Below are 24,479 nucleotides of genomic sequence, written 5' to 3'. Positions count from 1 at the left end.
TTCAGCAGAAGAACGATCAGAGGGGGACCATGCCTCACACCAGCGCATCCCGCGCCGTCGCCGCCCTGTTCGGCGCGGCCGCCCTGGCCACGCTGACCACCATCACCGCGCCGTCCGCCGTCGCCGCCGTCGCGCCGCCCAGCGGCACCTCCTGGGACCACGTGTACTCCGGCGCGGGCGTCAAGGTCTACGTCAAGGAGCACGGGGACATCGTGTCCGTGTGCGACACGTCCGCGAACGGCCACTCGGCCTGGGTGACGGTCAGCGACATCGACGCCAACCTCTCGGGCTACAAGCTCACGGCCCGCGGCGGCAAGGGGTCGTGCGCCTCGCACCTCGCCAGTGAGGGCTACCGGTACAACATGATCGAGTACGACCGGATCGCCCTCAACTTCGAGGGTGGGGCCGACAACGGCTCCTACTACGTGAGCTTCGTCAACGACCACTGACGGCCGCGACGGCCCGTGCGCGCCGCGCACGGGCCGCTCCCGCGGACGACCGGACCGGGTGTCGGGCCGGCCCGGCCAGGGTCATGAAGTGTCCGCACGGGAGTTGGTCCGGCCGCTCAGTCCGCGTACTCCACCGTCACCGGTGCCGTGTTGTTCCTCTGATCCGGGTCGACGGCCGGATCGGACGCCACCGAGATGCTGCCGCGCGCTCCCTCGACGCGCCTGTCGATGCGCACCCGCAGGAAGGTGCCGCCGACCTCCGGGCCGGGGCAGGCGACGGGGCCGCCCTTCTTCGGGCCGGGGGCGCAGTAGAGGAAGTCGCCGGAGTGACTCTCCGGGTCCACGGGGACCAGGCTGACGCCCTCCGGGAGGGTCACCCACATCGTCGGGTTGCCGACCGCGCTGCGCCCGTAGCTCCGCGGGTACGGCACCTGGGTGTCCACCACCTGGCCCACCTTGCCCTTGATGGCGAAGCCGACGGGTTCGAGGTCGTTGAGCCGGGTGGTCTCGAAGTCCAGTGAGGCCGTGCCCACCTGGGCGGCGTCCAGCCGGACGCCGGTGAACCGGGTCCCGTCGACGGGGCGCAGCCCCAACGGGGCACCGCTGCCGCGGGGAGCCGACGCGGGCAGCCGTGACCGGTAGTCGAGGTCGCCGGTGCGCCACACGCCGTAGCCGACGCTGCCGCTGCGCGCGGTGCGGCCGGCCACGGCGGTGAACGGTCCGGTGGCCTCGTACGCCGTCCCCGCGCGCAGCGGCCCGGGGAAGTCGCACTGGGCCTTGGTCGCGCCCTTGGACTTGTCGTAGCGGCAGTTGCCGTACCGGGGCAGCAGCGTGGCGTCCGAGACCGACACCAGGACGCTGATACCGCCGTCGACGTCGGTGTCCCCCTTGTTGCCGAAGCCCGGCGTGAGCCGCACCTCGCCGCCGGGGCGCACCCCGGTCACCGTCCCGGAGTGCTGCCGCGCGGTCAGGTACGGCGAGCCGACGATCACGCGGGTGGTGTGGTGGACGGTGGGAGCGTTGGCGCTGCGCACGGTGATCGTGACGTCTCCGGCAGGGCCGCGTTGCGCCGCGGGTGCGGGCTTCACGCTGAAGGGAACGAGGAGCGCCCCCTCCCCGAAGTCGATGTCGTGCAGCGAGCAGGTGACGCGGACGCCCGAACGGACGCACCCGTAGCCCTTGTTGACGCCCCAGATCTCCGTCTTCCCGAGGAGGGCGGCCAGGCCGAAGGTCACCCGGATCCTCCGGACCGCTCCTCGGGCCGTGCCGGGTGCTGCCGCCGCGGCACCCAGGTCGACCTGGTACTGGGTCGGCAGGGGCGCCCGGCCGGAGCGGGTGTACCGCGGCACGTAGTAGGTGTTCGGCGCGGACCGGATCCTCAGGACTCCGGCGGCTTCCCCGGCCGGCACGGCGGACCGGCCGGAATCGGGCCGCAGTGCGGCGAGAAGACCCGCGCCGGCCGCCACCAGCGCCACGGCACACACCACCGCCGTGTACCACCACGTCCTGGTTCTCCAGCGACCGCCCATGTGAAGGAAGATGCCCGGAGACGCGGCGGGGTTGCCTGCCGGAGGGGCGTCCCGCGACCGGGCCCGCCCCCTCCGGCCGCCGGGTCAGGCCTTCGGGCACTCCTTCCACGCCAGGTGGTAGACCGTGCTGATGTCGCCGTCCGTGGAGTCCATGGTCATGAAGCTGACCTTGCCGGGCGCGCTGGTGCCCGCGTTGACTCTCAGTTCGGTGTTGATGTTGAAGTTGCGCAGCACTCCGCAGGGGGCCCAGACCAGTTGGGCCCAGTCGGTGCTGTCGGTGGCCTGCCAGTCGTCGTTGTACGGGCCGCTGAACGGGTGGCTCTTGACGGCGGTGTTCGGGGACCCCTGGAAGTAGTACGAGGCCTTCTGGGTGGCGTTCGCGCCGGACTGGAGCGAGGCGAAGCCGCGGTAGTCGGCGCTGGCGATGGCGTAGGTGAAGCCCTGCGGGACGTGCACGATCAGGTTGAGCTGGCAGTTCTTGCGGAACGCGGTGGGGTCGGAGTTGCCCCCGGCCTGGGCGAGGTACTCGCTGTAGGTGACCGTGAAGGCGGTGTTGTCCGGGGACACGGCGACGGCGGCCGTGCCCTGCGGACAGCCGGAGCCGTTCACGGTGGCGACGTCGATGACGATCCTGTCCGGCGGCGGGTCGGTGACCACCGGGGACGAGGGGTGCGCGGGCAGCGCGGAGGTCAGGAGCGCGGCTACCGCGCCGCTCAAGAGCAGTCCACCAGCCATGGTTCTCCCATCCGTTCGGTCCGTGGGGGGTGCTGGGACGTGAAATAGCGTGTCCATGCCAAGAGAGCGGCACGGGCATGCCCCCGCCCATGGAGAAACCATGGATGCGCTGTGAAGGCGGGGAGCGGTCGCATCGTACGCATCCGGTCAGGGGGTGCGTAGGTCGCTGTCCGGCCATTCACACCGCGTGCTCCGCGCCGTCCGGCCGCGCCGCGACCCCCATGTGGCCGTGGCGGGCCCCGGACCCGTGGAGAATGGCCGGGCCCGCGCCCCGTAAGATCGCCGCCCGGGAGGCAATACCTTTGGCGCTCAGCAGACGTTCCTTCAGCGCCCTCGCCGGCACCGCCGCGCTCGGCCTGGCCCTGGGCGGCAGCGGCGGCCCGGGGGCACCCGCGGCCTACGCGGCGCGCTCCGTCCCCACGGGGCCCCCGCCCCCCGAGCCGCACGCGGACGGGCGGCCGCACACCGTCGGCTTCGACCACTACTCCCTGCTGGTGGACGGCAGGCGGCTGGTGCTGTGGTCCGGCGAGATGCACCCCTTCCGGCTGCCGAGCCCCTCCCTGTGGTGGGACGTGCTGCAGAAGATGCGGGCGCACGGCCACAACGCCGTGAGCATCTGCGTGGCGTGGAACTACCACTCCCCCGCGCCGGACCGGTACGACTTCACCGGCGTGCGCGACCTGGACCTGTTCCTGCGCACGGCCGCCGAGACCGGCCTGTACGTCGTCGTGCGCCCCGGCCCCTACATCAACGCCGAGGTCGACGGCGGCGGCCTCCCCGGCTGGCTGACGGCCGCGCCGGGCACCGCCCGGACCGCCGACCCCGCCTATCTGCGGCACGTCGACACGTGGCTGACCCACGTGGACGCCATCGTGTCCCGGCACCTGTACACCCGGGGCACCGGCACGGTGCTGCTCTACCAGATCGAGAACGAGTACGACTCCCACGTCGACGAGCCGGCCGGCCGCGACTACATGGCGCACCTGTACCGGAAGGTGCGCCGCGACGGCATCGACGTGCCGCTCTTCCACAACGACAAGGGCCGCAACGGCCACTGGGTCCCCGGCTCCTTCGACACCGGCGGGGAGAAGGGGCGTTGGCTGTACGGCTTCGACGGCTACCCCTCGCCCTCCCGGACCCCGCCCGACTGGGGGCACTTCGGGACCGGCGGCAGGACCGGCGGGGCGACCGCCAGCCCGCACACGCCCGGCTTCGTGCCCGAGTTCGGCGGCGGCTGGTTCGACCCCTGGGGCGGGGTGTCCTTCCGGGGCAAGGGGTACGCCGAGGCGCGGCGCACCCGGGACGCGGCCTACGAGCGCCGCTTCCACCTGACCAACCTCGCCAACGGCATCACCCTGCACAACGTCTACATGACCTTCGGCGGCACCTCCTGGGGCTGGCTGCCCGCGCCGGTCGTCTACACGTCCTACGACTACGGGGCGGCCCTCGACGAGGGGCGGCAGCCCACCGACAAGCTGGTGCCGATGCACCAGATCGGGCACATGCTGCAGCGCGTCCCCGACTTCGCCAAACTGGACCGGGCGCCCGAGGTGAAGGCGGCCGGGCTCACCACGTACCACCTGACCAACCCGGACACCGGCGCCCACGTCCACGTGCTGCGCAACGACCACGACAAGGACGTCACCTCGACGCTGCCCGTGGGCGGCACCGACCTGCCGGTCACCGTGCCCGCCCGGGACGCCCGGCTGATGGTGGCCGGGCTGTCGCTGGGGCAGCGCAGGCTGCGCTACTCCACCGCGCAGCCGATGCTGCTGATGTCCGCCGGGCGGCAGGACGTCGCCGTGTTCACCGGATGGAGCGGGGAGATGGTGAGCCTGGCCCTGGAGGCCGCCGAGGAGCCGCTGGTCACCCGGCTGGACCCGGACGTCGCCTACGTCTACGACCAGGGACTGATGCGGGTGACCGCTCCCCTCGGCGGCGGCCGGCTGCTGCGGATGCTGGTGCAGGGGGACGGGGAGAACCGGCCGCTGCTGCTGCTCTTCGCCGACGAGGCGGCCTCCGTGCGCCTGTGGCCGCGCGACACCCCGTCGGGCTCCCTGCTCGTGTACGGCCCCGAACTGCTGCGCACCGCCGCCCTGCGCGACTCCGCGGTGCACCTCACCGGCGACACCGTCGAGGCCGCCGGTCTGGAGGTGTGGGGGCCGCGCGGCATCGAGCGGGTGGTGTGGAACGGCGGCGCGGTGCGGACCTCGGTCAGCGGCTCCGCGAGCCTGTGCTCCGCCGCGCCGCTGCCCGGCGTGCCGAAGGTGGAGCTGCCCCCGCTGGGCGGCTGGCGGGCGCGCACCGAGAACCCGGAGTCCGGGCCGAACTTCGACGACTCGGGGTGGCGGCTCGCCGACAAGTCCGCCTCGTACAGCACCACCGAGGTCCCGAAGGGGCAGCCGGTGCTCTTCGCCGACGACTACGGCTTCCACTACGGAGACGTCTGGTACCGGGGCACCTTCACCGACTCCACCGGCATCGAGGCCGTCGAGCTCGCCTACAGCACCGGCACCCAGGGCCTGCTGATGGCCTGGCTGGACGGGGAGCCGCTCGGCACGCACCGGATGCCCGTGCCGGACAGCAGGACGATCCGCAAGGGCAGTTGGGCCGACACGGCGGTCCTCCCGGTCCGGCCGGAGCGGCGCTCGCCCGGCCGGCACGTGCTGTCGGTCCTGGTCCGGCGGATGCAGCACGACCAGGACGGCAGGGCCCAGGACACACACAAGGCGGCGCGCGGCCTGACCGCGGCCTCCTTCACCGGCGCGTCCCCGAAGGTGCGGTGGCGCATCCAGGGCGAGGCGGCGCCCGATCCGGTGCGCGGGCCGATGAACAACGGCGGGCTGTTCGGGGAGCGGGAGGGCTGGCACCTGCCGGGCTTCCCGGACCGCGACTGGGAAGCGGTGGACTTCCCGCGGGCCGAGCGCCGCCAGGGCGTGACCTGGTACCGGACCACCTTCCCGCTGGCCGTGCCGCCGGGCATCGACGCCTCGATCGGTCTGGTCATGGAGGACGACCCGTCCCGCGCCTACCGCGCGCAGATCTTCCTGAACGGCTGGAACATGGGCCAGTACGTCAACGACGTGGGCCCGCAGCACACCTTCGTACTGCCGAACGGAATCCTGCGCACCCGGGGCACCAACACGCTGGCCCTGGCGGTCCTGTCCGAGTTCACCACGCTGTCGGGACCGGGCCGGGTGCGGCTGACGCTGCTCGGCGCCGCGGCGGGCGGGGTGCCGGTGACACCAGTGGCCTCGCCCGGGCGGTGAGCGGCGGGACGCGGCCGCGTCAGGCGGCGCGGTCGAAGTCGGCCGGTACGCCCTCACCGGTGCACCGGCCGTCGCCGCGCACCCGCTTCTCCCGGGCCCGCAGTACGGCCCACAGCAGCGCGCACACCGGGACCAGGCACCAGGGCAGCGGCCACCCGGCCCGCCACCAGTCGGCTGCCGGAGCGAAGACGGCGTCCACCGCAGCGGCGGCCATGGCGACGGCCAGCGTCCAGCACAGCAGGCGCCCCGCCCACCGCACGGCCGTGCCGATCCGGTGTCCGCTCGCGCGTCTGCCCGGATGGTTCATGACGGGATCCCCCCACGGGACGGGGCGGCGACCGTACGGATGTGACGGCGCTCACCTTCGGTCGCAAGTGTGCAGCAAGTGAACTTCGGTGCACAGACAGCTGACGGGTGGAGTCGCGGCACAACGGTCGTTCCTGGTTGAACAACGGTCGTCGGATCACATGACGCGAACACTTCCGGCCGCGTAGGCTCGGACGACCTGCCTCGGCACAGGCAGCGGAAGGGGTGACGGCGATGGCGTTCGCGGGCGCGCGCGGTACGGCGGCCCGGCTCGCCGGGGCGCTGCGGCGACGGCGGTCCCTCCGCGCCCGGGAGACGTCGGGCATGCGTGCCCTGACGGCCCACCTCGTCACCGCGCTGGGCGCCCGCCCCCACCCTCCCGTCGGAATACGCGAGTTGTGCCAGGCCCTGTGCGAGGAGATGACCGCCCGCCGAGGCGGCCGTCCCGTGGAGCTGCGCTTCGAGCGCATCCCGGACGACTTCGAAGTCACCGGGCTGTGGGTGGAGTTCCAGGAGTTCGACCTGGTCATCGTCGAGGAGCGGGCCGAGGCAGTGCAGCAGCTGGTCATCCTGGGACATGAGTTGTGGCATCTGCACGCCGGGCACCGGCATCTCCACCCCACGCGCGCCGCGGCCGCCCGTGCGCTGGCCGGGGAGCCCGGCGGACGCGGCCCCGGGCTCTGGCCGAGACTCTCCGCCGCGCTGGAGCAGGGCGGCACGCCCGTGGCCGCCCGCGACGGCTCGCGCGAGCGCGACGAGGCGGAGGCCGACGACTTCGGCCACCGCCTGGCGACCGCCTTCCGGCCCTGCCTCACCGCGCCGGACACCGGCCGGCCCCTCGACCCCCTCCAGCGCACCCTCGGGTACCGCGGCCGCCGGGCGGGCGGACGAGGGAGCGGTGGCGCCGGGCTCGGCCCCGGCGGCGGGCGCGGAGGTGACGCCGTGCTCAAGACCGGCGGCCTGTCTGGAGGTGACCCCCGGTGACGCCCGTGTCCGCGCCGGCCGCGTTCGACCCGGCCGTGCTGGCCGGACGGTTCTCCATCTCCTTCTGGATCCCCACGGCGGTGCTGACCGCCGCCCTGGCGATCAAGCTGCCCACCATCATCCGGCTGTGGAAGGACCCGTTGCTGCGGGCGGTCGGCGGGCTGCTGCTGCTCGCCTGCGCTGTGTTCGTGTTCGTGGCGCCGCCGACGATCGCCTGGACCAACCGGGTCACCGGAGTGCCCAACATCGCCGCGCCCTGGGTGTATTCGCTGCTCACCGCGTTCTGCGGCTCCTGTCTGCTGCTGATCATCGCCTGGCGCAACGGCCTGTCGGACCGCTCCGCCGCGACCCGCCGCGCCCGGCGCTGGGTCCTCTCGGCCTACGCGGGCGTGATCGCCGCGCTGTGGGTGCTGTTCGCCCTCGCCGACACCCCCGTGGAACGGCTGCGGGACCTGGACACCTACTACGCCAACACGCCGTTCATGCGCGAGGAGATCCTGCTCTACCTGATCGCGCACGCGGTGGCGGTCCTCATCACCGGGCGGCTGATCTGGAACTGGGTGCGCACGGACGGGCTCGACGCCTGGCTGCGGTGGGGGCTGAAGTCCCTCGGCGTCGGCTACGGGCTGAACCTGATCTTCGACGCCTCCAAGCTCACCGCCGTCGTGACCCGCTGGACCGGACACGACCTGGACTGGCTCAGCACCGCTCTCGCGCCGCCGGTCGCCTGCCTGTCGGCCATCCTGATCGCGGTCGGCTTCATCCTGCCGCACGCGGGGCAGTTCCTCCAGCAACGCTGGCGCGTCCGGCTCGCGCACCACGAACTGCGGCACCTGTACGCGCTGACCCGGACCGTGGGCGGCGGCGGGGTGCCGGTGGGGCTGTGGGCCAGCCCGGAGCTGCGGCTGACCCGGCGCGAGACGTTCATCCGGGACGTGCTGCTGCCGCTCGCCCGCCGCATCGACGAGGATCTGCGCAGCCGGGCGTACGACGCCGCACTCGCCCTCGGGTACGCGCCCGACGCGGCACGGGCGGCCGCCGCCGCGGTGGCGATCCTGGACGCCGCCGACGCCCGCGCCCGGAGCCCGGAGAGCGACGGCGCCGCGGGCCCCGACCCGACCGACCTGCTCCGGGAGATCGGCCCGGTCTCCCGCGCCCTCGGCCACCCCGACCGCCTGGCGCGCGTCCGCGCCCGCGCCGCCGCCCCGGCACCGGACCGGCCCGCCGCCCCCGGCGCGGCGGCCGGGGAACCGGGAACGGGCGGCCCGGCGCGGTCGGCACGCGAGCGGGCGGGCGACCGGGCCGTCAGCCCCTGAACGGGGGCTGGGGCAGGCCCTTGCCCGCGCCCGGGAGGACCAGGAGCGAGCCCGCCAGGGCGGGGGGCGCGGGCAGGCCCGTGCGGGCCGTGGTGACGTAGAGGTCGGTCAGGCCGGTACCGCCGAAGGCGCAGGCGGTCGGGCGGGGGACGGGCAGTTCGACCACGCGGTCCAGCGTGCCGTCGGGCGCGTAGCGGCGGACCGCACCACCGTCCCACAGGGCCACCCAGACACAGCCGTCGGCGTCGACGGTGAGGCCGTCCGGGAACCCGGCGCCCTCCTCCACCACCGCGAACCGCCGCCGCCCCGAGACCCGTTCACCGTCGTGGTCGAGGACGTCGATCCGGCGGGTCGGCGAGTCGACGTAGTACATCAGCCGCCCGTCGGGGCTCCAGCCGGTGCCGTTGCTCACCGTGACGTCGTCGAGCACCACGTCGGCGGAGCCGTCGCCGGTGAGGCGGGAGAGCGTGCCGCCGCCCGGGGCCTCGTCGTAGCGCATGGTGCCCGCCCACAGGGAGCCGTCGGGCGCGACGGCGGCGTCGTTGCCGCGGCGGCCCGGGACCGGGTCGCGGTGCAGCCAGCGGAAGGTGCCGTCGGGGTCCAGCAGGCCCACGCCGTCCCGCAGGTTCAGCACCAGCCCGCCCCCGGCGCGCGGCCTGGCCGCCCCCACGTGCTGCCCGGTCGTGCGCACCGAGCGCCGGCCCGATCCGGGGTCGTAGGTGTGCACCCGGGAGCCGAGGATGTCCACCCAGATCAGGCGCCCGGTGGCCGGGTCCCAGGTCGGCCCCTCGCCGAGCAGGGCCTCGGCGCGCACCGCCGCCTCCCAGGTCATGCGGCGCCCCGGTGGCCGAGGCGCTCCGACAGCTCGGCGGCACCCTTCGCGGCGAGCTGCTCCAGCTCCGCCCGGCGCTCCTCGCTCCAGCGGATCATGGGCACCGAGATGGACAGGGCGGCCACCACCTGGCCGGCGCGGTCGCGCACCGGGGCGGCCACGCAGCTGACGTCCGGGTTGGACTCGCGGCTCTCCACGGCGATGCCCCGCCGCCGGATCTCGCCCAGGGCCTCGCGCAGGGCGGCCGGGTCGGTGATGCTGTTGGGGGTCATGGCGGCCAGGTCGGCGTCGTCGGGGACGCGGGCGGCCAGTTCCTGCTCGGGAAGGGAGGCGAGCAGCATCTTGCCGACCGAGGTGCAGTGCGCGGGCAGCCTGCGGCCGGCCGCCGACACCATGCGCACCGCGTGCGTGGAGTCCACCTTGGCGATGTAGATGACGTCGGTGTCCTCCAGGATCGCCACGTGCACCGTCTCGTCGCAGGTCTCGGCGACCGAGCGGGCGACCTGCTGGCCCTCCGCGGCGAGGTCGAGCTGCTCGGCGTAGCGGCTGCCGAGCTGATACGGGCGCACGCCGAGGCGATAGCGTCCCGGCTGCCCGGCCAGCGGGACGATGTACTGGCGGGCGGCGAGCGTCGTGACCAGCTCGTGCACGGTGGTGCGCGGGAGCTGGAGCCTGCGCACGATGTCGGGGGCGGAGAGCGTGCCGTCCCCGTCGAGGAAGAGCTCGAGGATGTCGAGAGCCCGGGTCACAGCAGGTACGAGACGTCCCACAACCGGCCCCCTCCCTTGGATCCAGGCATGTTCGAAATATCAACAGGCGATCGGCATGACGAACACAGGCTAGTCACAGTGGGGGACCCGGGCAATGGGCCGGAGGGCCCGGACCCGGGCGGGGGGCGGCGTGGGTGACGATGGGGGCATGTCCCCCGGAACGCACCCCAACGGCTCCGCAGGCCCCGCCGACTCCGCCGGTTCCTTCGGCCCGCTCGGCTTTCAGCTGGTGCTGCTGCGCCGCATGGCCGACCACAATCCGGACCTGGTCGAGGGCGCCCGCCACCGGCTCGGCGTGTCCCTCACCGAGATGCGCGAGGCCAACAAGCGGTGGCAGGCCATGGTCCGTTCACCGCGCTCGAGGTCCGCCGCCGCCCGCTACCGCTCGGTCCTCGGCAGCCCCGAGTCGGTGGCGGCCCGCCGGATCGGCGACCTGGACTGCGAGGCCCGGCGGTGGCCCGTACCGCTGTGGCCGGATCTGCGGTTCGAGGTGCTGTCCGGGCCGGACGGCCGGGTCTGGAACGAGTGGCTGGTACGCGCCCCGGAGGCCCCGGCACCCCGCCTGCGCACGGTGGAGGACCTCACCCCCTGGTCCTGCACGGTCGACGAGGCGGCCCGCGCCTTCGCCCCCGCCCGCCCCCTGGAGGGCACCGCCCCCACCCGGTGGGGGCTGGCCTTCACCGCGCCGGACGCGGACGGCACACCGCACGAGGTCGTCGCGGAGTTCACCTGGGGGCTGCTGCAGCGGACCCGGGTCAGCGGGTAGCGGCCTCCAGCGTCGCCCGCACCACCAGCGGCAGCGAGTGCGGGTGCAGGAACAGGAACAGGTTCGGCTCGACGAGTTCCAGCTCCATCACCTGGGGCTCGCCGTCCTCCCCGTCCACCAGGTCGACGCGGGCGTAGAGCAGTTCGGGCGCGCCGGGCACGGCGGCCAGCGCGCGCTCGGCGGTGGCGAGTTCGGCCGGGGTCGGAGTCCAGGGCCGGAGTTCGGGGTGGGCCACCTTCTTGTGGTCGTAGGGCGTGCCGGGGGCGAGGACGGCGCCCTTGCGGCTGGCGTGCAGCAGCCGGCCGCCGAAGAACTGCAGCGCCCGCTCGCCGGTGACGTCGATGCCGTGGAGATAGGGCTGCACCATCGCGGTGAACCCCTCGGCGTGCATCCGCGCGAGCTGCCGTACGGCGGTGTCCCGCTCGGCGGGCGTGTAGCGGGCGGCGAACCGGGCGCCGGCTCCGGAGGTGGGCTTGACGACGTACTCGTGGCCGTCCGGGAGGCGGGCCGCCTCGCCGGGGGCCATGTACCGGGTGGGCACGGTGGGCACACCGGCCGCGGCGAGCTGCCCCAGGTAGCGCTTGTCGGTGTTCCACCGCACGACCCCCGGCGGATTGGCGAGCCGGGTGAGCGTGCCGCACCGCTCGGCCCAGGCCAGGAACTCGGCGGCCCGCCAGCTGTAGTCCCAGGTCGACCGGATGAGGGCGAGGTCGAATCCGGCCCAGTCGGCCTGCGGGTCGTCCCACTCCACGGTCGCCGCCTCCGCACCCGCGGCGGCGAACGCCTCCACCAGCGCGGGCAGGTCGGGGTCGGCACTGACCTCGGGTCCGGGCCGGCAGGTCACGAGCGCGATGCGGGGCACGACGGGCTCCCCCCTCATTTCGTACGGCGGCGCGGCCGGGTGCGGTGCGGTCCGTCCCCTGCGGTCCGGTGCGGCGTTGATCGCCTCGCAGGCTAACAACCGGCGGGACCGGGACAGCGGGCGGTGGGCGCGGGCGAGGGTGCCGGGCGGTCGAGGGGGCGGGGTCTGGTGTAGGAACGGGAGTGGGCGCCGGACTCGCGGTGCGCCGCGGTGTGGTCCTGATGGTGCCTGGTGGTGTCGTCCCCGAGCGTGTGAGGAGTCCTCGCGTGTCCTCCCTCTTTCCGGCCCTGGCGGGCAGTCCGGGCGAGCGGGTCGCCCTGCGGTTCGGCGACCGGACGCTGACGTACCGGGACCTCGCGTCCGCCGCGGGGGCCACGGCCGCCCGGATCCGGGAGGCCGGCCGGGTCGCCGTGTGGGCGACCCCTGCGCCGGAGACGGCGGTCGCGGTCGTCGGCGCGCTGCTCGCCGGGGTGCCCGCCGTACCGCTCAACCCGAAGTCCGGGGAGAAGGAGCTCGGGCACATCGTGTCCGACAGCGCGCCCACGACGGTGCTGGCGGCGGCCGGTGACGACCTGCCCGCCGTCCTCGCCGGGCCGGCGCGCCTCGACGTGGACCTCGACGGCGCCCCCGGCCACGGCGGCGGGTCCGCGCCGAAGGACCGTGCGGCCGACGGCGACCCCGCCCTCGTCGTCTACACCTCCGGCACCACCGGCCCGCCCAAGGGCGCCGTCCTCTCCCGCCGGGCCGTCGCCGTCACGCTGGACGCCCTCGCCGACGCCTGGCAGTGGACCGGCGCGGACGTACTGGTGCACGCGCTGCCGCTGTTCCACGTGCACGGGCTGGTGCTCGGCGTCCTCGGACCGCTGCGCCGCGGCGGCACCGTGCGGCACCTGGGCCGGTTCACCACGGAAGGCGTGGCCCGGGAGCTGGGCGACGGGGCGACCATGCTCTTCGGCGTGCCCACCATGTACCACCGCATCGCGGAGGCGCTGCCCGGCGACCCGGCGCTGGCCCGGGCCCTCGCCGGGGCCCGGCTGCTGGTCTCCGGGTCCGCCGCGCTGCCCGTGCACGACCACGAGCAGATCGCCGCCGCGACCGGGCGGCGGGTCATCGAGCGGTACGGCATGACCGAGACCCTGATGCTGTGCTCATCCCGGTGGACACCCCCGGACCCCCGGCCCAGTGTCCGAGCGGACGGGGAGCCCCGCGCGGGCACCGTCGGGGTACCGCTGCCGGGGGTGGAACTGCGGCTCGTCGAGGACGACGGCACGCCTCTCGCCTCGTACGACGGGGAGAGCGTCGGCGAGATCCAGGTGCGCGGTCCGAACCTGTTCACCGAGTACCTGAACCGGCCGGACGCGACGGCCGCCGCCTTCACCGCCGACGGCTGGTTCCGTACCGGGGACATGGCGGTGCGCGACCCGGACGGCTACGTCCGCATCGTCGGCCGCAGGGCCACCGACCTGATCAAGAGCGGCGGGTACAAGATCGGCGCGGGCGAGATCGAGAACGCGCTCCTGGAGCACCCCGGGGTGCGCGAGGCCGCCGTCACCGGGGAGCCCGACGCCGACCTCGGCGAGCGGATCGTCGCCTGGATCGTCCCGGCCGACCCTCAGGCTCCGCCCGCCGCGCGGGAGTTGGCAGACCATGTGGCGGGCCGGCTCGCCCCGCACAAGCGGCCGAGGGTGGTGCGCCTGCTCGACTCCCTGCCCCGCAACGACATGGGGAAGATCATGAAGCGGGCGCTGCCCCGGGGCTGAGCGGCTCCCCGCCGGCAGGCCGTCGCCCCCGCCGCCGACGAGTCGGTGAGGGGGGCGAGTTGGCCGAAACCGGCGGTTGACGCCGTGGCGCGTTTTTGCGGACGGCGTATCTGCGGGATCATCTGCTCCCGGACGACACCGGCACCGTCCGTCACAGTGGAGACGCTCACAGACAGCACGACGGGGGCATGATGGAAGGCTTGGTCGACTTCAGGACCGCCGACGGCACCGTGGTCCGGGTCGAGACCCCGGACGACGAGTACGGCTCCCGGCTGGTGGCCCGCGGCGACGACGGCGCGCTCCAGGCGACCCGCACCTTCGAGGGCGCGCTGGACGGAGTGCGGGCGGCCGCCGAGTCCGCGCTGCGCGTCTTCCGGGACGGCTCGCTCAAACCGGACGCGGTCGAGATCGAGTTCGGCGTGAAACTCACGGCGGAGGCGGGTGCCCTCATCGCGAAGAGCGCGGTCGAGGGCCAGCTCGTGGTCAAGCTCTCCTGGTCCCCCGGGCGGTCCGACGGCTCCCCGGAGACCACGCCCGGCTCATGACGAGCGCTGCCTGGCACGCCAGGATCGGCTGCGGGCGGGAGACGGGCGCCGGGTTCCTCGTCACCGACTGCCATGTGCTGACCTGCGCCCATGTGGTGGCGCACGGGAACACGGACGCGGTCAGCGTGACCTTCGCCCACGGCTCGGCCGGCGCCGAGGAGCGGACGGCCCGCGTGGTGGGGCACGGCGGCTGGGCCGGGCGCGCCACCGACCCCGGCGACCTCGCCGTACTGGAACTCGACCGCCCCGTCCCCATGAAGCCGGCCGAGTTCGCCGCCCCCTCCGACGCGTACGGCGACCCCCCGCGCCGGCTGGTCGCGTACGGCTTCCCCAAGCGCTACGACGAGGGCACCCTCGCCGAATACCGCGCCACCGCCACCCAGTTGATCGCCGGGGAGTGGGTGCAGCTGGAGGCGTGGGCCGCGCACGGCCAGCCGCTGGCGCCCGGCTTCAGCGGCGCGGCGGTGACGCTCGCCGACACCGGCCAGGTCGTCGGCATGGTGTCCGCCGCCGCGCGCGGCACCGACGTCCGCAACGGCCGGATGCTCCCCGCGCAGGTCATGGCCCGCTACTGGCCGCGGCTGGGCGAGCTGATCCCGACGCCGCATTTCGGCCGCGCGGACAAGGAGCGGCTGCGCGCGCTCATCGACGCGGTGTCCCGGCAGAGCACCTCGGCCTGCCCTCCCGAGCGGCTCTACCGCGAGGCCGTCGGCCCGCTCGGCCCGGAACTGCCCGCCCACGGTTTCCGCTCGCTGTGGGACGCGGCCTGGTACCTGCTGGCCGAGGTGCCCGACCCGGCCGCGGTGACCCGGTTCGCCCTGCGCCTGGCCGACTTCGCCGAGGACGGGCCGACCCGGTACGCGCTGCGCGCCTGGCCGCACACCGACCGCGCCCCGGCCCCGGCGGCGCGGCCCGCCGCACGGCCCGGGTGGTCCCCCATCCTCGTCGAGATCGCGCCCAGCGGCCTGGGCGACGACCGCTTCCTGGTCGAGGTGTCCGCCTACACCGACCGGCACCGCCGCGTGGTGGGCTCGCGCACCCTGCCGATGCGGGGGGTGCGCGGCTACGCGCTGGAGCGCATCGACGAGGCCTACCGCGAACTGGACCCGGACGCACGGGAGCTGATCGCCTTCGTACTGCCGCGCCGCTGGCTCAACACGGACGTGGCGCACTGGCAGCGCAGCGCCGACGACGACAGCCCGCTCGGCTCCTTCGCGCCGGTCGTCGTGCTGGACCTGGAGCGGCGGCGCAGCGGCGGGCTCCAGCACAAGCTGGTGCGCAAGTGGCGGCAGCTCGACGACCGTCAGTCGGCCCGGCTGCACCGGGTCGGCTGCGGCGCGCTCGGCCAGGACCCGGTGAAACTGACCGTGGGGCTGCGCCGGCACGACGCCGACATCGTCGGGTTCGGCACCCCGCCGCGCGCCGACGGCACCCGGCGGCTGTTCACCGCGAGCCTGAACGCCGCCGTGCCGGTGCTGCTGTGGCCGCGCTCCGGCTGCCGCGGCGGCCCGGCGCACGAGGACTGCCGGGGCGCGGAGTTCCTGGACCGCCTGGCCGAGCACCTGGCGGACCTGCCGCCGAGCGAACTGCCCTCCTACGTCCACGAGCTGCGCGAGGCCGCGTACGCCTCCGACGGCCCCGAACCGCACTGGGCGCACGACCTGGCACTGCTGTGGGAGGACCCCCGCTGCCTGCCCGACCCCGTCGCCTACCAGCACTCGCCCGTCGGCTGAGCCACGGCGACCCTAGGGAGAACGCATGTCCTTGTGGCCCGTGTACACCGGCGCGAGCGCGCCCCACGACGGCATCGGCCGGCTTCCCGCGCCGCCGCCCTGGCGGGACTTCGACGGCGGCCCGGTCCTGCCCACGCCCGCCGAGGACACCGACCGGGCGGCCGCCTCGCCCGACCGCCGCCACCGCGCCTGCTCCTACCGCCCCGGCGACGAGACGGTCCAGCTCGTCAACGCCGCGCTCTACCTGCGCCGTCCGCTGCTGGTCACCGGCCCGCCGGGCAGCGGCAAGTCGAGCCTGGCCTACGCGGTGGCCCGGGAGCTGCGGCTCGGCCCGGTGCTGCGCTGGAACGTCACCAGCCGCACCACCCTGCGCGACGGCCTCTACCAGTACGACCCGCTCTCCCGCCTGTACGCCGCCGGCCGCGCGGCCGCCCGTGAACTGCCCCCGGACGGCGACCTCCAGGACCATCTGCGCCTCGGCCCGCTGGGCACCGCGCTGCTGCCCTACGGCCGCCCGCGCGCCCTGCTCATCGACGAGATCGACAAGAGCGACCTCGATCTGCCCAACGACCTGCTGAACGTGCTGGAGGAGGGCCAGTACGAGATCCCGGAGCTGGTCCGCGCCGCCCGCCACACCCCGGCCGCGGAGGTGATGGTCGACGGCACGGACGAACGGGTGACGGTCTCCCGGGGCCGCGTCCGCTGCCGGGCGTTCCCGTTCGTGGTGCTCACCAGCAACGGCGAACGCGAGTTCCCGCCGGCCTTCCTGCGCCGCTGTGTCCGGCTGGAGCTGCACCAGCCGCGCGACGCCCATCTGGAGAGCATCGTCCGCGCCCATCTGGGCGAGCCCGGCCCGTACGCCCGGGAGCTCATCGACCGCTTCCTGGCCCGCGGGACGGAGGGCGAGCTGGCCACGGACCAGTTGCTCAACGCGATCTACCTGACCGGCGCCGCCGGTGCCGAAGCGGGCTCGCTGGACGAGCTGGCGGAGCGGGTCATGCCGTATCTCAGCCGTACCCGGGACGACGCGGATGCCTTCTGACGACGGATCGCCGGGGGGTGTGGCCCGGCTGGCCGACCTGCTCGCCGAGACCGGCGGCGGCCACCGGCCGACCTCGGTGGAACTGGCGGAGGTCCTGTGGCTGGCAGCACACCTGCGCGATCCCGAGACGCCCGAGCCGACGGCCGACTCCGGACGGACCGCGGACCACGACCCTTTCCCGCCCCCTCCCGAGAGCGAACCGGGCCCGGCGCTCCCGCCGGACGGCCCCCCGCGGCCGCCCGCCGACCGTCCGCACCGGCAGGCCGGCCGGCGCGTCCCGCTCAGCCTGCCCGGCGCCCGGGACCGGCCCGGCGCCCACCGGGCGCTGCTCGCCCCCGCCCCCCCGATGCTGTCCCACCCGCTGGCGCTCCAGCGCGCCCTGCGTCCGCTCAAGCGCCTGGTGCCCGCCCCCCACGGCCGGGAGGTCGACGAGGAGGCGACCGCACACCGGATCGCCCGGCTCGGCGCCCACCCCCGCTGCTGGCTGCCCGTGCTGCGCCCCGCCACCGAACGCTGGCTCACCCTGCACCTCGTGTACGACTCCGGGCCGACGATGCCCGTGTGGCGTCCGCTGATCCGCGAACTGCACACCGCTCTCGGCCAGTCCGGCGTGTTCCGCACGGTGGAACTGCACCGGCTGGCGGCCGACGGCACCGTCCGGCACGGCAGCGCGCCGCCGCTGCACACCGCCGGGCGCAGCGCCGCCCTCGTGGTCAGCGACTGCATGGGCGCGCAGTGGCGGGAGGGCCCGGAGGGGAGCCGCTGGTACCGCACCGTGCGGCGCTGGGCGGCCGCGATGCCGGTCGCGGTGGTCCAGCCGCTGCCGGAGCGCCTGTGGCGGACGACCGCCCTGCCGACCGTGCCGGCCCTGCTGTCGGCACCCGGGCGCGCGGCCCCCAACTCGGCCTGCACCGTGGACTCCTACGGGTCCGGAGAGCTGCCCGCCGGGGCCCTGCCGCTGCCCGTCCTGGAGGCGTCGGCGCCCTGGCTGGCGCACTGGGCGGAGCTGGTGGGGTCCGCGGCACGGACCGCGCTGCCGGGAGCGGTGGGGCTGCTGTGCGCCGCACCGCCGCCCGCGCCCGTCGACGAGGAGGGCCGCGGCGACGTGGCCCGGCTGTCCCCCGAGGAGCTGGTGCTGCGCTTCCGCTCCATCGCCTCGCCGCAGGCCTTCCGGCTCGCGGGTCATCTGGCGGTGGGCAGGCCGGAGTTGCCGGTCATGCGGCTGGTCCAGGCGGCCATCGAGGACGCCCCGCGCCCGCAGCACCTGGCCGAGGTGATCCTCAGCGGGGTCCTGACCACCGCGGACGGCCCGCCGGGGTCGTACGCCTTCCGCCCCGGCGTGCGCGAGGTCCTGCTGCGCACCCTGCCGCGCACGGACCGCTCCCGTACGGCGGAACTGCTGGCCCGGGTGGGCGCGGTGATCGACGCGCGCGCCGGGGTGCGGGCCGGCGAACTGCGGGTGCTGGCGCCGGGCGGCGGGCAGGACGCGGCCGGGGACCCGATCGCCGCCGTGCGGCGGCGGAGCGTACGGCGGCTCGGCGGCACGGACGCCGACGACGCCCGCGAGCTGATCGGGGGGCGGTTCCGGCTGGTCGACCGGCGGGGCGCCGGCGAGCGGGTGTGGGAGGCGGTGGACGAGCGGACCGGCCGCCCGGTGGTGGTGCACCTGTACCCGGAGCAGGCGTCCACGGAGCGGTTCCTGGGCCAGGCGCGGGAGCTGGCTGCGGTCGACGACCCGCACGTGGTGCCGGTGACGGCGTACGGCGTCGAGGGCGACACCCCCTATCTCGTCGCGGAGTTCGTGGACGGGGTGACGCTGACGGAGCTGGAGGCCGGCAGCGGGCCCGGGGTCTGCTTCCGGGTCTTCGCCCGGCTGGCGTGCCAGACCGTCGCGGGACTCCAGGCGCTGCACGCGCGTGGTCTGGTGCGCGGTCAGGCGGGCGCGGACGGCCTGCTGCTGCGACCGGACGGCACCGTCGTGCTCAGCCGGTTCGCGCTGGGTGAGGAGTCCGAGGGCATGAGCCCGGCGCGGGACTTCCGCGTCCTGGACCGGCTGTTGCGCCGGCTGCTCCCCACCGTGCGGGCGCCCCGGGAGTTCGCGCTGCTGGCCCAGCTCGACGGCCGCCGGCTGACCGCCCGCTCCGCGGCGGCCCTGCTGGACTCGGCCCAGCACGCCGACCGGATGCGCTTCACCCTGCTCGGGCGGCCCGCCGTCTCCTTGGGCGGACGGCTCCCGGCCGGTCCGCCCCCCGAGTCCCCCGAGGCCTGGGCGCTGCTGTGCGTGCTGCTGCTGCGGCACGGACGGCGGGTGACCTGGCACGAACTGGCCCACGGCATCTGGTCCGACCCGCCCGCGCCCACCGGCCCCGCCACGCGCGGACGCGTCGGCCACCTCGTCGAGGAGCTGGTGCGGCACCTCGGCCCCGGCACCCTCGCCGCGCTCCCCGACGGCTACGCCCTGCACACCGCCGGCGGCTACCTCGACGTCGTGCACTGCGAGGAACTCCTCGCCCGCCGCCGCCGTACGCCGTGGCAGGACCTGCGGGCCCGGCGGGCCCTGACCCAGGAGGCCCTCGCCCTCTTCCGCGGCGACCCCCTCGACGGGGTCCCGGGCCCCTTCGCGGAGTCCACCCGCGTCCGGCTGCGCGCCCTGCACCGGTCGCTCACCGCCGGCCCCGAGGACCTCGAACCGGCGGAGACCGGTCCGCCGGGCGGGGACCGCGTCCGCTCCGTGATCGCGTTCGAGTCCGACGCCCTGCCCGGCCGACCGCTGCTGCGCGATGCCCTCGTCCGCGCCGTCACCGGGCTGGTGGCCCGGGGCGGTCTCGACCCCGGCCGGTGCGCGGTCCTCGGCCGCCGCAACGGCTGTGTGGTCGTCGCCGAGCCCGGTGTCTCCGTCCTGCCCCTGCTGGTCGCCGCACTGCGCCTGCTCCCCGGCGCCGGCGCCGCGACCGCCGGAGTGCCGCGGCTGCGGGTGTCGTTCTGGCGGGCCCCCTGGACCGGCGATCCCGAGCTGTCCGTCCTGTCCCGCTCGGCGCGGTCGGCGGTGCGGCGGGTCACCGAGGACGCGGTGGTCGTCGTGTCCCCGGCGCTGTACGAGGAGTTCGCCCGCAGCTCCGCCGCGCCCGGCTTCCCGTCCTTCCGGCCGCTGTACGGGGGCACCCCCGAGGACCCGCCGCTCGCCTGGTGCCTCCCGCTGCGCGGGGCGGCCGGGCCGGACGGCGGCGACCTGGTGCGCGGCCCCTTCGGCACCGGCGACCCCGCCCGGCTCGGTCACCGTGTCCCGGGCGGCACGGCCCTCGTGCACGCCCCGCCCAGCGGCCCGCCGGCGCTGCTGGACCCGGCCCGGCCGCGCGGCGACCGCGCACCGCGGGTCACGACGTACTACGAGGTCGACCTCACCACCCACCGGGCCACCCACGAGGTGTCCCTGCCGAGTTCGGGCAAGGGCGCCTTCCGGGCGACGGTCGAACTGTCCTGGCACGTCGACGATCCGGTGGCCGTGGTCCACGGCCGGCCCTCCGGCGTCGGCGCCCGGCTGCTGAGCCGCTTCGTCGACGAGGCGTCACGCATCACCCGCCGCTACCCCGTCCGGCACGCGAGCGCCGCCCAGCGCGCCGCGCAGAACGGGGTGCGCCACTGGCCGGTGCCGGGACTCGCCGTGACGTGCACGGTCCGGCTGACCTCGGAGCGGCAGGCCCTGCTGCAGCACCAGCGGCCGGACACCGGCCGCTCGCCGTGACCCCGGCGGCACCACGGCATCCGTCACCGGGACGGCCGAATACCCCCGTTCAGCGGCGCCCCGCCCGGCCCCCTCCAGAAGGCGCCCGGGCCCCGCTCCCGCGCACGATGCCAGGGAGGCCCCGACCGCCGGCGGCCCTCACGGTCCGTGCTCTCGGGAGGATCTGCCATGACCGCCAATCTGGAGCAGTTGCGCCGCTGCCATTTCGCCGTCGATCTGGGAGCGGCCCGGACCCGTGTGTACGTCAAGGGCTCGGGGCTGGTCGTGGACCAGCCCTCGGTCGCCGCGATGAACACCCGCAACGGCGCGCTGATCGCCGTGGGCGAGTTCGCCGAGAAGATGACGGGCCGCACCCCCGACTACATCCGCGTGGTGCGCCCGGTCTCCGGCGGCACCGTCGTCGACATCGAGATGGCGCAGCGCATGTTGCGGCAACTGCTCGGCGACCGCCTGCGCCGGTCGCTGCGCCGCCGGCCCCGGCTGCGGGCGGCGGCCTGCACCCCGCACGACGCCGATCCGCTCGCCCAGCGGGCCACGATCGAGACGCTCGTCGGACTCGGCGCCCGCCGCGTGGAACTCGTCGACACCCTGATCGCCGCCGCCGTCGGCTGCGGGCTGCCCGTGGAACAGCCCGAGGCCACCATGATCATGGTGTGCGGGGCCGCGGCCACCCAGGTGGCCGTCCTCTCCCTCGGCTCGATCGTCACCGCCCAGCGCATCCCCGTGGGCGGCGAGGCCGTCGACCACGCGATCGTGCAGCACCTGCGTCACGCGCACGCGCTGATGCTGCCCAGCCAGTCGGTACGGCCACTGCAACTGGCCCTGTCCGGCAACGGCCTCACCGCGCACGGCCCGGAGTCCACGGAGATCCACGGTCGGGACGTCGCCACGGGGCTCGCCCGCTCCGTGCGGGTGGACACCGCCGCCGTACGGGACGCCATCCAGACGCCGCTGACGGCCGTGCTCGACGGCATCGGCAGGGTGCTGCGGGAGTGCCCGCCGGACCTGGTGGCCGACCTCGCCGATCGCGGGATCATGATGGTCGGCGGCTCAGCGCTGCTTCCGGGCCTCGACCAGATGCTGCGCGAGGCGACCGGCGTGCCGGTGCACATCGCCGAACGCCCCGACGTGTGCGCCGTACAGGGCCTGGGCGAGATGCTGGAGGGCAGGATCGAGCCCCTGGTCCTGGACCCCCTGAGCGCCTGAGCGCCTGAGGCCGCCCCCGGCACCCTCGCCCGTAGGGCCGTCGCCGTGCGACGCGCGCGGGCGGGCCGGGCCCGGTCAGCCGCCGAACCAGCAGCGGACCGTGGTGCCCGTCTCGCCGGTGTGGACGCGGACCAGGTCGGCGACGAGGTTGACCGGCAGCAGGCCGCGACCGCCGCGCTGGTCGCGGGAGGCGGGTCGGCGGCCGGCCAGCGGGTCGGTCAGGCGGCCGCGGTCCCGCACCTCGCACAGCACCCGTCCGCCCTCCGCCCACACCCGCAGTTCCCCCGAACCCCCGCCGTGGACCACGCTGTTGGTGGTCAGCTCGGCGACGACCAGGGCCAGGTCCGCCAGCCGGGTGCCCGCGAGACCGTGGCCGCGCTCCCCCGGCGGTGGCGACGTGCCGGGCCAGCGGCAGCGTCGGAGCGGCGAAGTCGAGGACGGGAGCGTCCGGCGCGGGCGGCAGGGGGCTCGTTGCGCCGCGCGACGACCTGTTCGGGGGCGTAGGCGGCGCTCTCCCGCCACTCATCGGTGCCGGCCGGGATCACGACGGGGTGGGTGGCGTGGGCGTCGGCGAGGGCCGGCTCGTCGAGGCGCACGGCGTCGTACGGGCACAGGATGGTCGCCTCGCGGCCCCGGAACGCCAGGTTGATCAGCGCCTCGTGCTGGGCGCAGGCCGGATACTCGTCGGGCGTGCGCCCGGCCCAGACCGGCTCCCCGATGATCCGCACCCGGCGTCCGGGGCGCTGGGCGTCGGCGAAGGCGTGCAGCACCCCGGGGAGGATCCGGCCGGGGTTGCGTCCGGCCTCCCGCATGTCCAGCAGCCGTACCCCGGCCGCGTCCGCGCCCAGCTCCGCCTCGATCAGCCGCAGCCGCTCGCCGGGCACGGCCACCGCCACCGGCTCGCCGGACTCCAGCCCGGCCCGCACGAAGGGCACCGTCCCGTCGAGGTACTCCCGCTCGCTGCGGTAGAACAGCGCGGGGTGGACGAAGGCGCCGGCGCGGGCGGTGGCGGTCGGGGCGCCGGTCACGGCGCCGCCGGCCCGGTCTCCGTCGGATCCGGGCAGTACGTCCGCGGCGTCCGCGCCGGCGGGGGGCGGTGGACGGCGAGCGGGGTCCGGGATGTCCACGCCGTCTCCCTAGCTGTTCCTGGACACCTGGCGGTGCGACCCAGTATGCGCGCGTCGCCGGGGACGCGCGGGTCCCGCGGGTCCGCTGTGGTGAGGATCGCCCCTCCCCGCGCGTCCCCGCCCGTCCTCTTGCGTCCTCTTGCGTCCTCTTGAGTCCTCGTAGTCGCGGGCCGGGGACGCGGCACGCGGTCCGGAATCGCGTCCTCCTCCTGACGATTAGTCCCCCCGGAAAGGGGCACGGGCACAGATGCGTCGCCGTCCGGCGGCGGCGGGGGACGCGGCGTCACGAGGACGCCCGAGGAGGACGGTCGGGGAGACGACAAGGCGGGGACATGGCCTCAACGGCATCACGACCGCTCACGCGGCGGACGCACATCCTGGTCGACACCCTGGTCATCGACGTCCGCAGAGAGGCGGACGGCAGGGCCGTGCTCACCCCGCGCGGGGAGCTGGTCCACGGCTGCGCGGGCATCCTGAGCAGAGCGCTGGCCGGGGTGTCGCCGGGTTCGCCCCGGATCGACCTGGACATGGCCCGGGTGACCTTCATGGACACCGCTGCGCTGCAGTTCCTGGACACCCTCGACGCGTACGGCCGCCGGCACGCGGTCCCGGTGACGGCCACCGGCTGGACCGGCCAGCCCCGCCGGATCCTCGAACTGGCCGGGCTGGACACCACCGACCCGCTGAACCCCGCGGAACGCCCGGCCCGGCCGCGGTCCACGCCCCCGGTCTCCTCCATGGTGGCCGCGGAGCGGACGGAGCAGCTCCTGCTGCTGCGCCAGGAGCTCGACCAGTTGCGCGAGGCCCTCACCACCCGCCCGGTGATCGACCAGGCGCGGGGCATCCTGATGGCCGCCCACGGCTGCACGTCCCGCCAGGCCTGGGACATCCTGCGGGAGGTCTCCCAACGGTCCAACACCAAGCTGCGCGCGGTGGCCGCGATGATCACCACGGGCACCCAGCCGGACGCTCCCCCGCCGCCGGAGGAGATCCGTACGGCGCTGCGGGTGGCGATCGAGTCCCGCCGACTCTGATGTGCGGGCGGTTCACCCGTCCGCCGAAGGCGGGGCCATCACATCGGGTGAATGGGGGACGCCTCGCGGAGTGGCGTCCCCCGCTTCTGCGTCGCCGCAGCTAGAAACGCTTCTGCACGCGTAGCGTGCGGTGGGGCGGGTGGGACTCGAACCCACGGCCGACGGATTATGAGTCCGCTGCTCTAACCGGCTGAGCTACCGCCCCGTAACGGCGCGTCGCGTACATGTGTGCGCGCCGTCTGCCGCAGCATAGCCGCTCATACGATCTCCTGCTTCGCCATGGTCGGCTTCCTGCGGCCCCTCATGACCTTGAGGACTTCACCGTGGGTCCGGCGGTTCCCGCGGGCATGAGGACGACATGAAAAAGGACCCCGAAGGGCCCTCGTTCGACATGCTCCCCCGACTGGACTCGAACCAGTAACCTGCCGGTTAACAGCCGGCTGCTCTGCCAATTGAGCTACGGAGGACCGAG

20 protein-coding genes and 2 tRNA genes are annotated in these 24,479 nt (G+C 75.1%); 12 read left to right on the top strand and 10 right to left on the bottom strand.

Features of this window, described 5'->3' with window-relative positions:
• Positions 1–29: 29 nt before the first annotated feature.
• Positions 30–449 carry a hypothetical protein gene (locus ACF1A5_RS13900; RefSeq protein ID WP_392193047.1) on the top strand — a complete coding sequence of 140 codons (420 nt, stop codon included), beginning with the start codon at positions 30–32 and terminating at the stop codon, positions 447–449.
• 116 nt (positions 450–565) lie between these two features.
• Here ACF1A5_RS13900 and ACF1A5_RS13895 read toward each other — a convergent pair whose 3' ends face one another.
• Together ACF1A5_RS13895 and ACF1A5_RS13890 are read right to left on the bottom strand one after the other, a co-directional pair.
• A complete protein-coding gene (locus ACF1A5_RS13895; RefSeq protein ID WP_392193046.1) occupies positions 566–1,924 on the bottom strand; it encodes a hypothetical protein in 1,359 nt (452 codons plus the stop codon).
• Positions 1,925–2,062: 138 nt separating this feature from the next.
• Positions 2,063–2,713 (bottom strand): DUF4360 domain-containing protein, encoded by a 651-nt coding sequence (locus ACF1A5_RS13890; protein ID WP_392193045.1) that lies wholly within the window; start codon positions 2,711–2,713, stop codon positions 2,063–2,065.
• A gap of 302 nt (positions 2,714–3,015) precedes the next feature.
• On the opposite strand from ACF1A5_RS13890, the gene ACF1A5_RS13885 reads away from it, so the two are divergent.
• Positions 3,016–5,982 carry a beta-galactosidase gene (locus ACF1A5_RS13885; protein ID WP_392193044.1) on the top strand — a complete coding sequence of 989 codons (2,967 nt, stop codon included), beginning with the start codon at positions 3,016–3,018 and terminating at the stop codon, positions 5,980–5,982.
• Between the two features lie 19 nt (positions 5,983–6,001).
• Here ACF1A5_RS13885 and ACF1A5_RS13880 read toward each other — a convergent pair whose 3' ends face one another.
• Complete coding sequence (locus tag ACF1A5_RS13880; RefSeq protein ID WP_392193043.1) at positions 6,002–6,289, bottom strand: hypothetical protein; 288 nt, start codon at positions 6,287–6,289, stop codon at positions 6,002–6,004.
• Between the two features lie 233 nt (positions 6,290–6,522).
• Between ACF1A5_RS13880 and ACF1A5_RS13875 the strand changes: the two genes are divergently transcribed.
• Together ACF1A5_RS13875 and ACF1A5_RS13870 are read left to right on the top strand one after the other, a co-directional pair.
• Entirely contained in the window at positions 6,523–7,272 is a 750-nt protein-coding gene (locus ACF1A5_RS13875) for a toxin-antitoxin system, toxin component family protein (protein WP_392193042.1), read from the top strand.
• Positions 7,273–7,277: 5 nt separating this feature from the next.
• Positions 7,278–8,588 carry an MAB_1171c family putative transporter gene (locus tag ACF1A5_RS13870; RefSeq protein WP_392193137.1) on the top strand — a complete coding sequence of 437 codons (1,311 nt, stop codon included), beginning with the start codon at positions 7,278–7,280 and terminating at the stop codon, positions 8,586–8,588.
• Here ACF1A5_RS13870 and ACF1A5_RS13865 read toward each other — a convergent pair.
• Positions 8,578–9,420 carry an SMP-30/gluconolactonase/LRE family protein gene (locus ACF1A5_RS13865; RefSeq protein WP_392193041.1) on the bottom strand — a complete coding sequence of 281 codons (843 nt, stop codon included), beginning with the start codon at positions 9,418–9,420 and terminating at the stop codon, positions 8,578–8,580. The genes ACF1A5_RS13870 and ACF1A5_RS13865 overlap by 11 nt on opposite strands.
• On the bottom strand, positions 9,417–10,190 hold the full coding sequence (locus ACF1A5_RS13860) for an IclR family transcriptional regulator (RefSeq protein ID WP_392193040.1): 774 nt from the start codon (positions 10,188–10,190) through the stop codon (positions 9,417–9,419). Before ACF1A5_RS13860 ends, ACF1A5_RS13865 begins: the two co-directional genes overlap by 4 nt.
• Before the next feature lie 148 nt (positions 10,191–10,338).
• On the opposite strand from ACF1A5_RS13860, the gene ACF1A5_RS13855 reads away from it, so the two are divergent.
• Positions 10,339–10,956: a hypothetical protein gene (locus ACF1A5_RS13855; RefSeq protein WP_392193039.1), complete on the top strand. Its 618-nt coding sequence runs from the start codon at positions 10,339–10,341 to the stop codon at positions 10,954–10,956.
• Here ACF1A5_RS13855 and ACF1A5_RS13850 read toward each other — a convergent pair.
• On the bottom strand, positions 10,946–11,818 hold the full coding sequence (locus ACF1A5_RS13850; protein ID WP_392193038.1) for a RimK family alpha-L-glutamate ligase: 873 nt from the start codon (positions 11,816–11,818) through the stop codon (positions 10,946–10,948). The two genes, ACF1A5_RS13855 and ACF1A5_RS13850, sit on opposite strands and share 11 nt — an antisense overlap.
• Before the next feature lie 266 nt (positions 11,819–12,084).
• Between ACF1A5_RS13850 and ACF1A5_RS13845 the strand changes: the two genes are divergently transcribed.
• The 6 genes from ACF1A5_RS13845 (at position 12,085) to ACF1A5_RS13820 (ending at position 21,846) form a co-directional block, all read left to right on the top strand.
• Positions 12,085–13,578, top strand: a complete 1,494-nt coding sequence (locus ACF1A5_RS13845) for an acyl-CoA synthetase (protein ID WP_392193037.1) — start codon at positions 12,085–12,087, stop codon at positions 13,576–13,578.
• Between the two features lie 191 nt (positions 13,579–13,769).
• Complete coding sequence (locus tag ACF1A5_RS13840) at positions 13,770–14,123, top strand: CU044_2847 family protein (protein ID WP_392193136.1); 354 nt, start codon at positions 13,770–13,772, stop codon at positions 14,121–14,123.
• Positions 14,120–15,856 carry a trypsin-like peptidase domain-containing protein gene (locus ACF1A5_RS13835; RefSeq protein WP_392193036.1) on the top strand — a complete coding sequence of 579 codons (1,737 nt, stop codon included), beginning with the start codon at positions 14,120–14,122 and terminating at the stop codon, positions 15,854–15,856. Before ACF1A5_RS13840 ends, ACF1A5_RS13835 begins: the two co-directional genes overlap by 4 nt.
• Before the next feature lie 25 nt (positions 15,857–15,881).
• The gene (locus ACF1A5_RS13830) at positions 15,882–16,898 is read left to right on the top strand and encodes an AAA family ATPase (RefSeq protein WP_392193035.1); all 1,017 of its coding nucleotides are present in this window, start codon (positions 15,882–15,884) and stop codon (positions 16,896–16,898) included.
• Positions 16,888–20,640: an SAV_2336 N-terminal domain-related protein gene (locus ACF1A5_RS13825; protein ID WP_392193034.1), complete on the top strand. Its 3,753-nt coding sequence runs from the start codon at positions 16,888–16,890 to the stop codon at positions 20,638–20,640. Before ACF1A5_RS13830 ends, ACF1A5_RS13825 begins: the two co-directional genes overlap by 11 nt.
• A 168-nt stretch (positions 20,641–20,808) precedes the next feature.
• The gene (locus ACF1A5_RS13820) at positions 20,809–21,846 is read left to right on the top strand and encodes a rod shape-determining protein (RefSeq protein ID WP_392193033.1); all 1,038 of its coding nucleotides are present in this window, start codon (positions 20,809–20,811) and stop codon (positions 21,844–21,846) included.
• Positions 21,847–21,921: 75 nt separating this feature from the next.
• Here the strand turns inward: ACF1A5_RS13820 and ACF1A5_RS13815 are convergent, their stop codons facing one another.
• Complete coding sequence (locus tag ACF1A5_RS13815) at positions 21,922–22,167, bottom strand: ATP-binding protein (RefSeq protein WP_392193135.1); 246 nt, start codon at positions 22,165–22,167, stop codon at positions 21,922–21,924.
• A complete protein-coding gene (locus tag ACF1A5_RS13810; RefSeq protein WP_392193032.1) occupies positions 22,164–22,973 on the bottom strand; it encodes an anti-sigma factor RsbA family regulatory protein in 810 nt (269 codons plus the stop codon). The genes ACF1A5_RS13815 and ACF1A5_RS13810 overlap by 4 nt, the downstream gene beginning before the upstream one ends.
• 332 nt (positions 22,974–23,305) lie before the next feature.
• On the opposite strand from ACF1A5_RS13810, the gene ACF1A5_RS13805 reads away from it, so the two are divergent.
• Positions 23,306–24,007: an ANTAR domain-containing protein gene (locus ACF1A5_RS13805; RefSeq protein ID WP_392193031.1), complete on the top strand. Its 702-nt coding sequence runs from the start codon at positions 23,306–23,308 to the stop codon at positions 24,005–24,007.
• Positions 24,008–24,138: 131 nt separating this feature from the next.
• Here ACF1A5_RS13805 and ACF1A5_RS13800 read toward each other — a convergent pair.
• Both ACF1A5_RS13800 and ACF1A5_RS13795 read right to left on the bottom strand, forming a co-directional pair.
• Positions 24,139–24,212: transfer RNA gene (locus ACF1A5_RS13800), tRNA-Ile, on the bottom strand.
• A 189-nt stretch (positions 24,213–24,401) separates the two neighbouring features.
• Positions 24,402–24,474: transfer RNA gene (locus tag ACF1A5_RS13795), tRNA-Asn, on the bottom strand.
• Positions 24,475–24,479 lie beyond the last annotated feature (5 nt).

The organism is Streptomyces sp. NPDC014864 (genome assembly GCF_043081525.1).
Classification (GTDB): Bacteria; Actinomycetota; Actinomycetes; order Streptomycetales; family Streptomycetaceae; genus Streptomyces.
The sequence above is the reverse complement of the archived record's forward strand: the minus strand, read 5'-3'. Positions and strand labels throughout refer to the sequence as shown.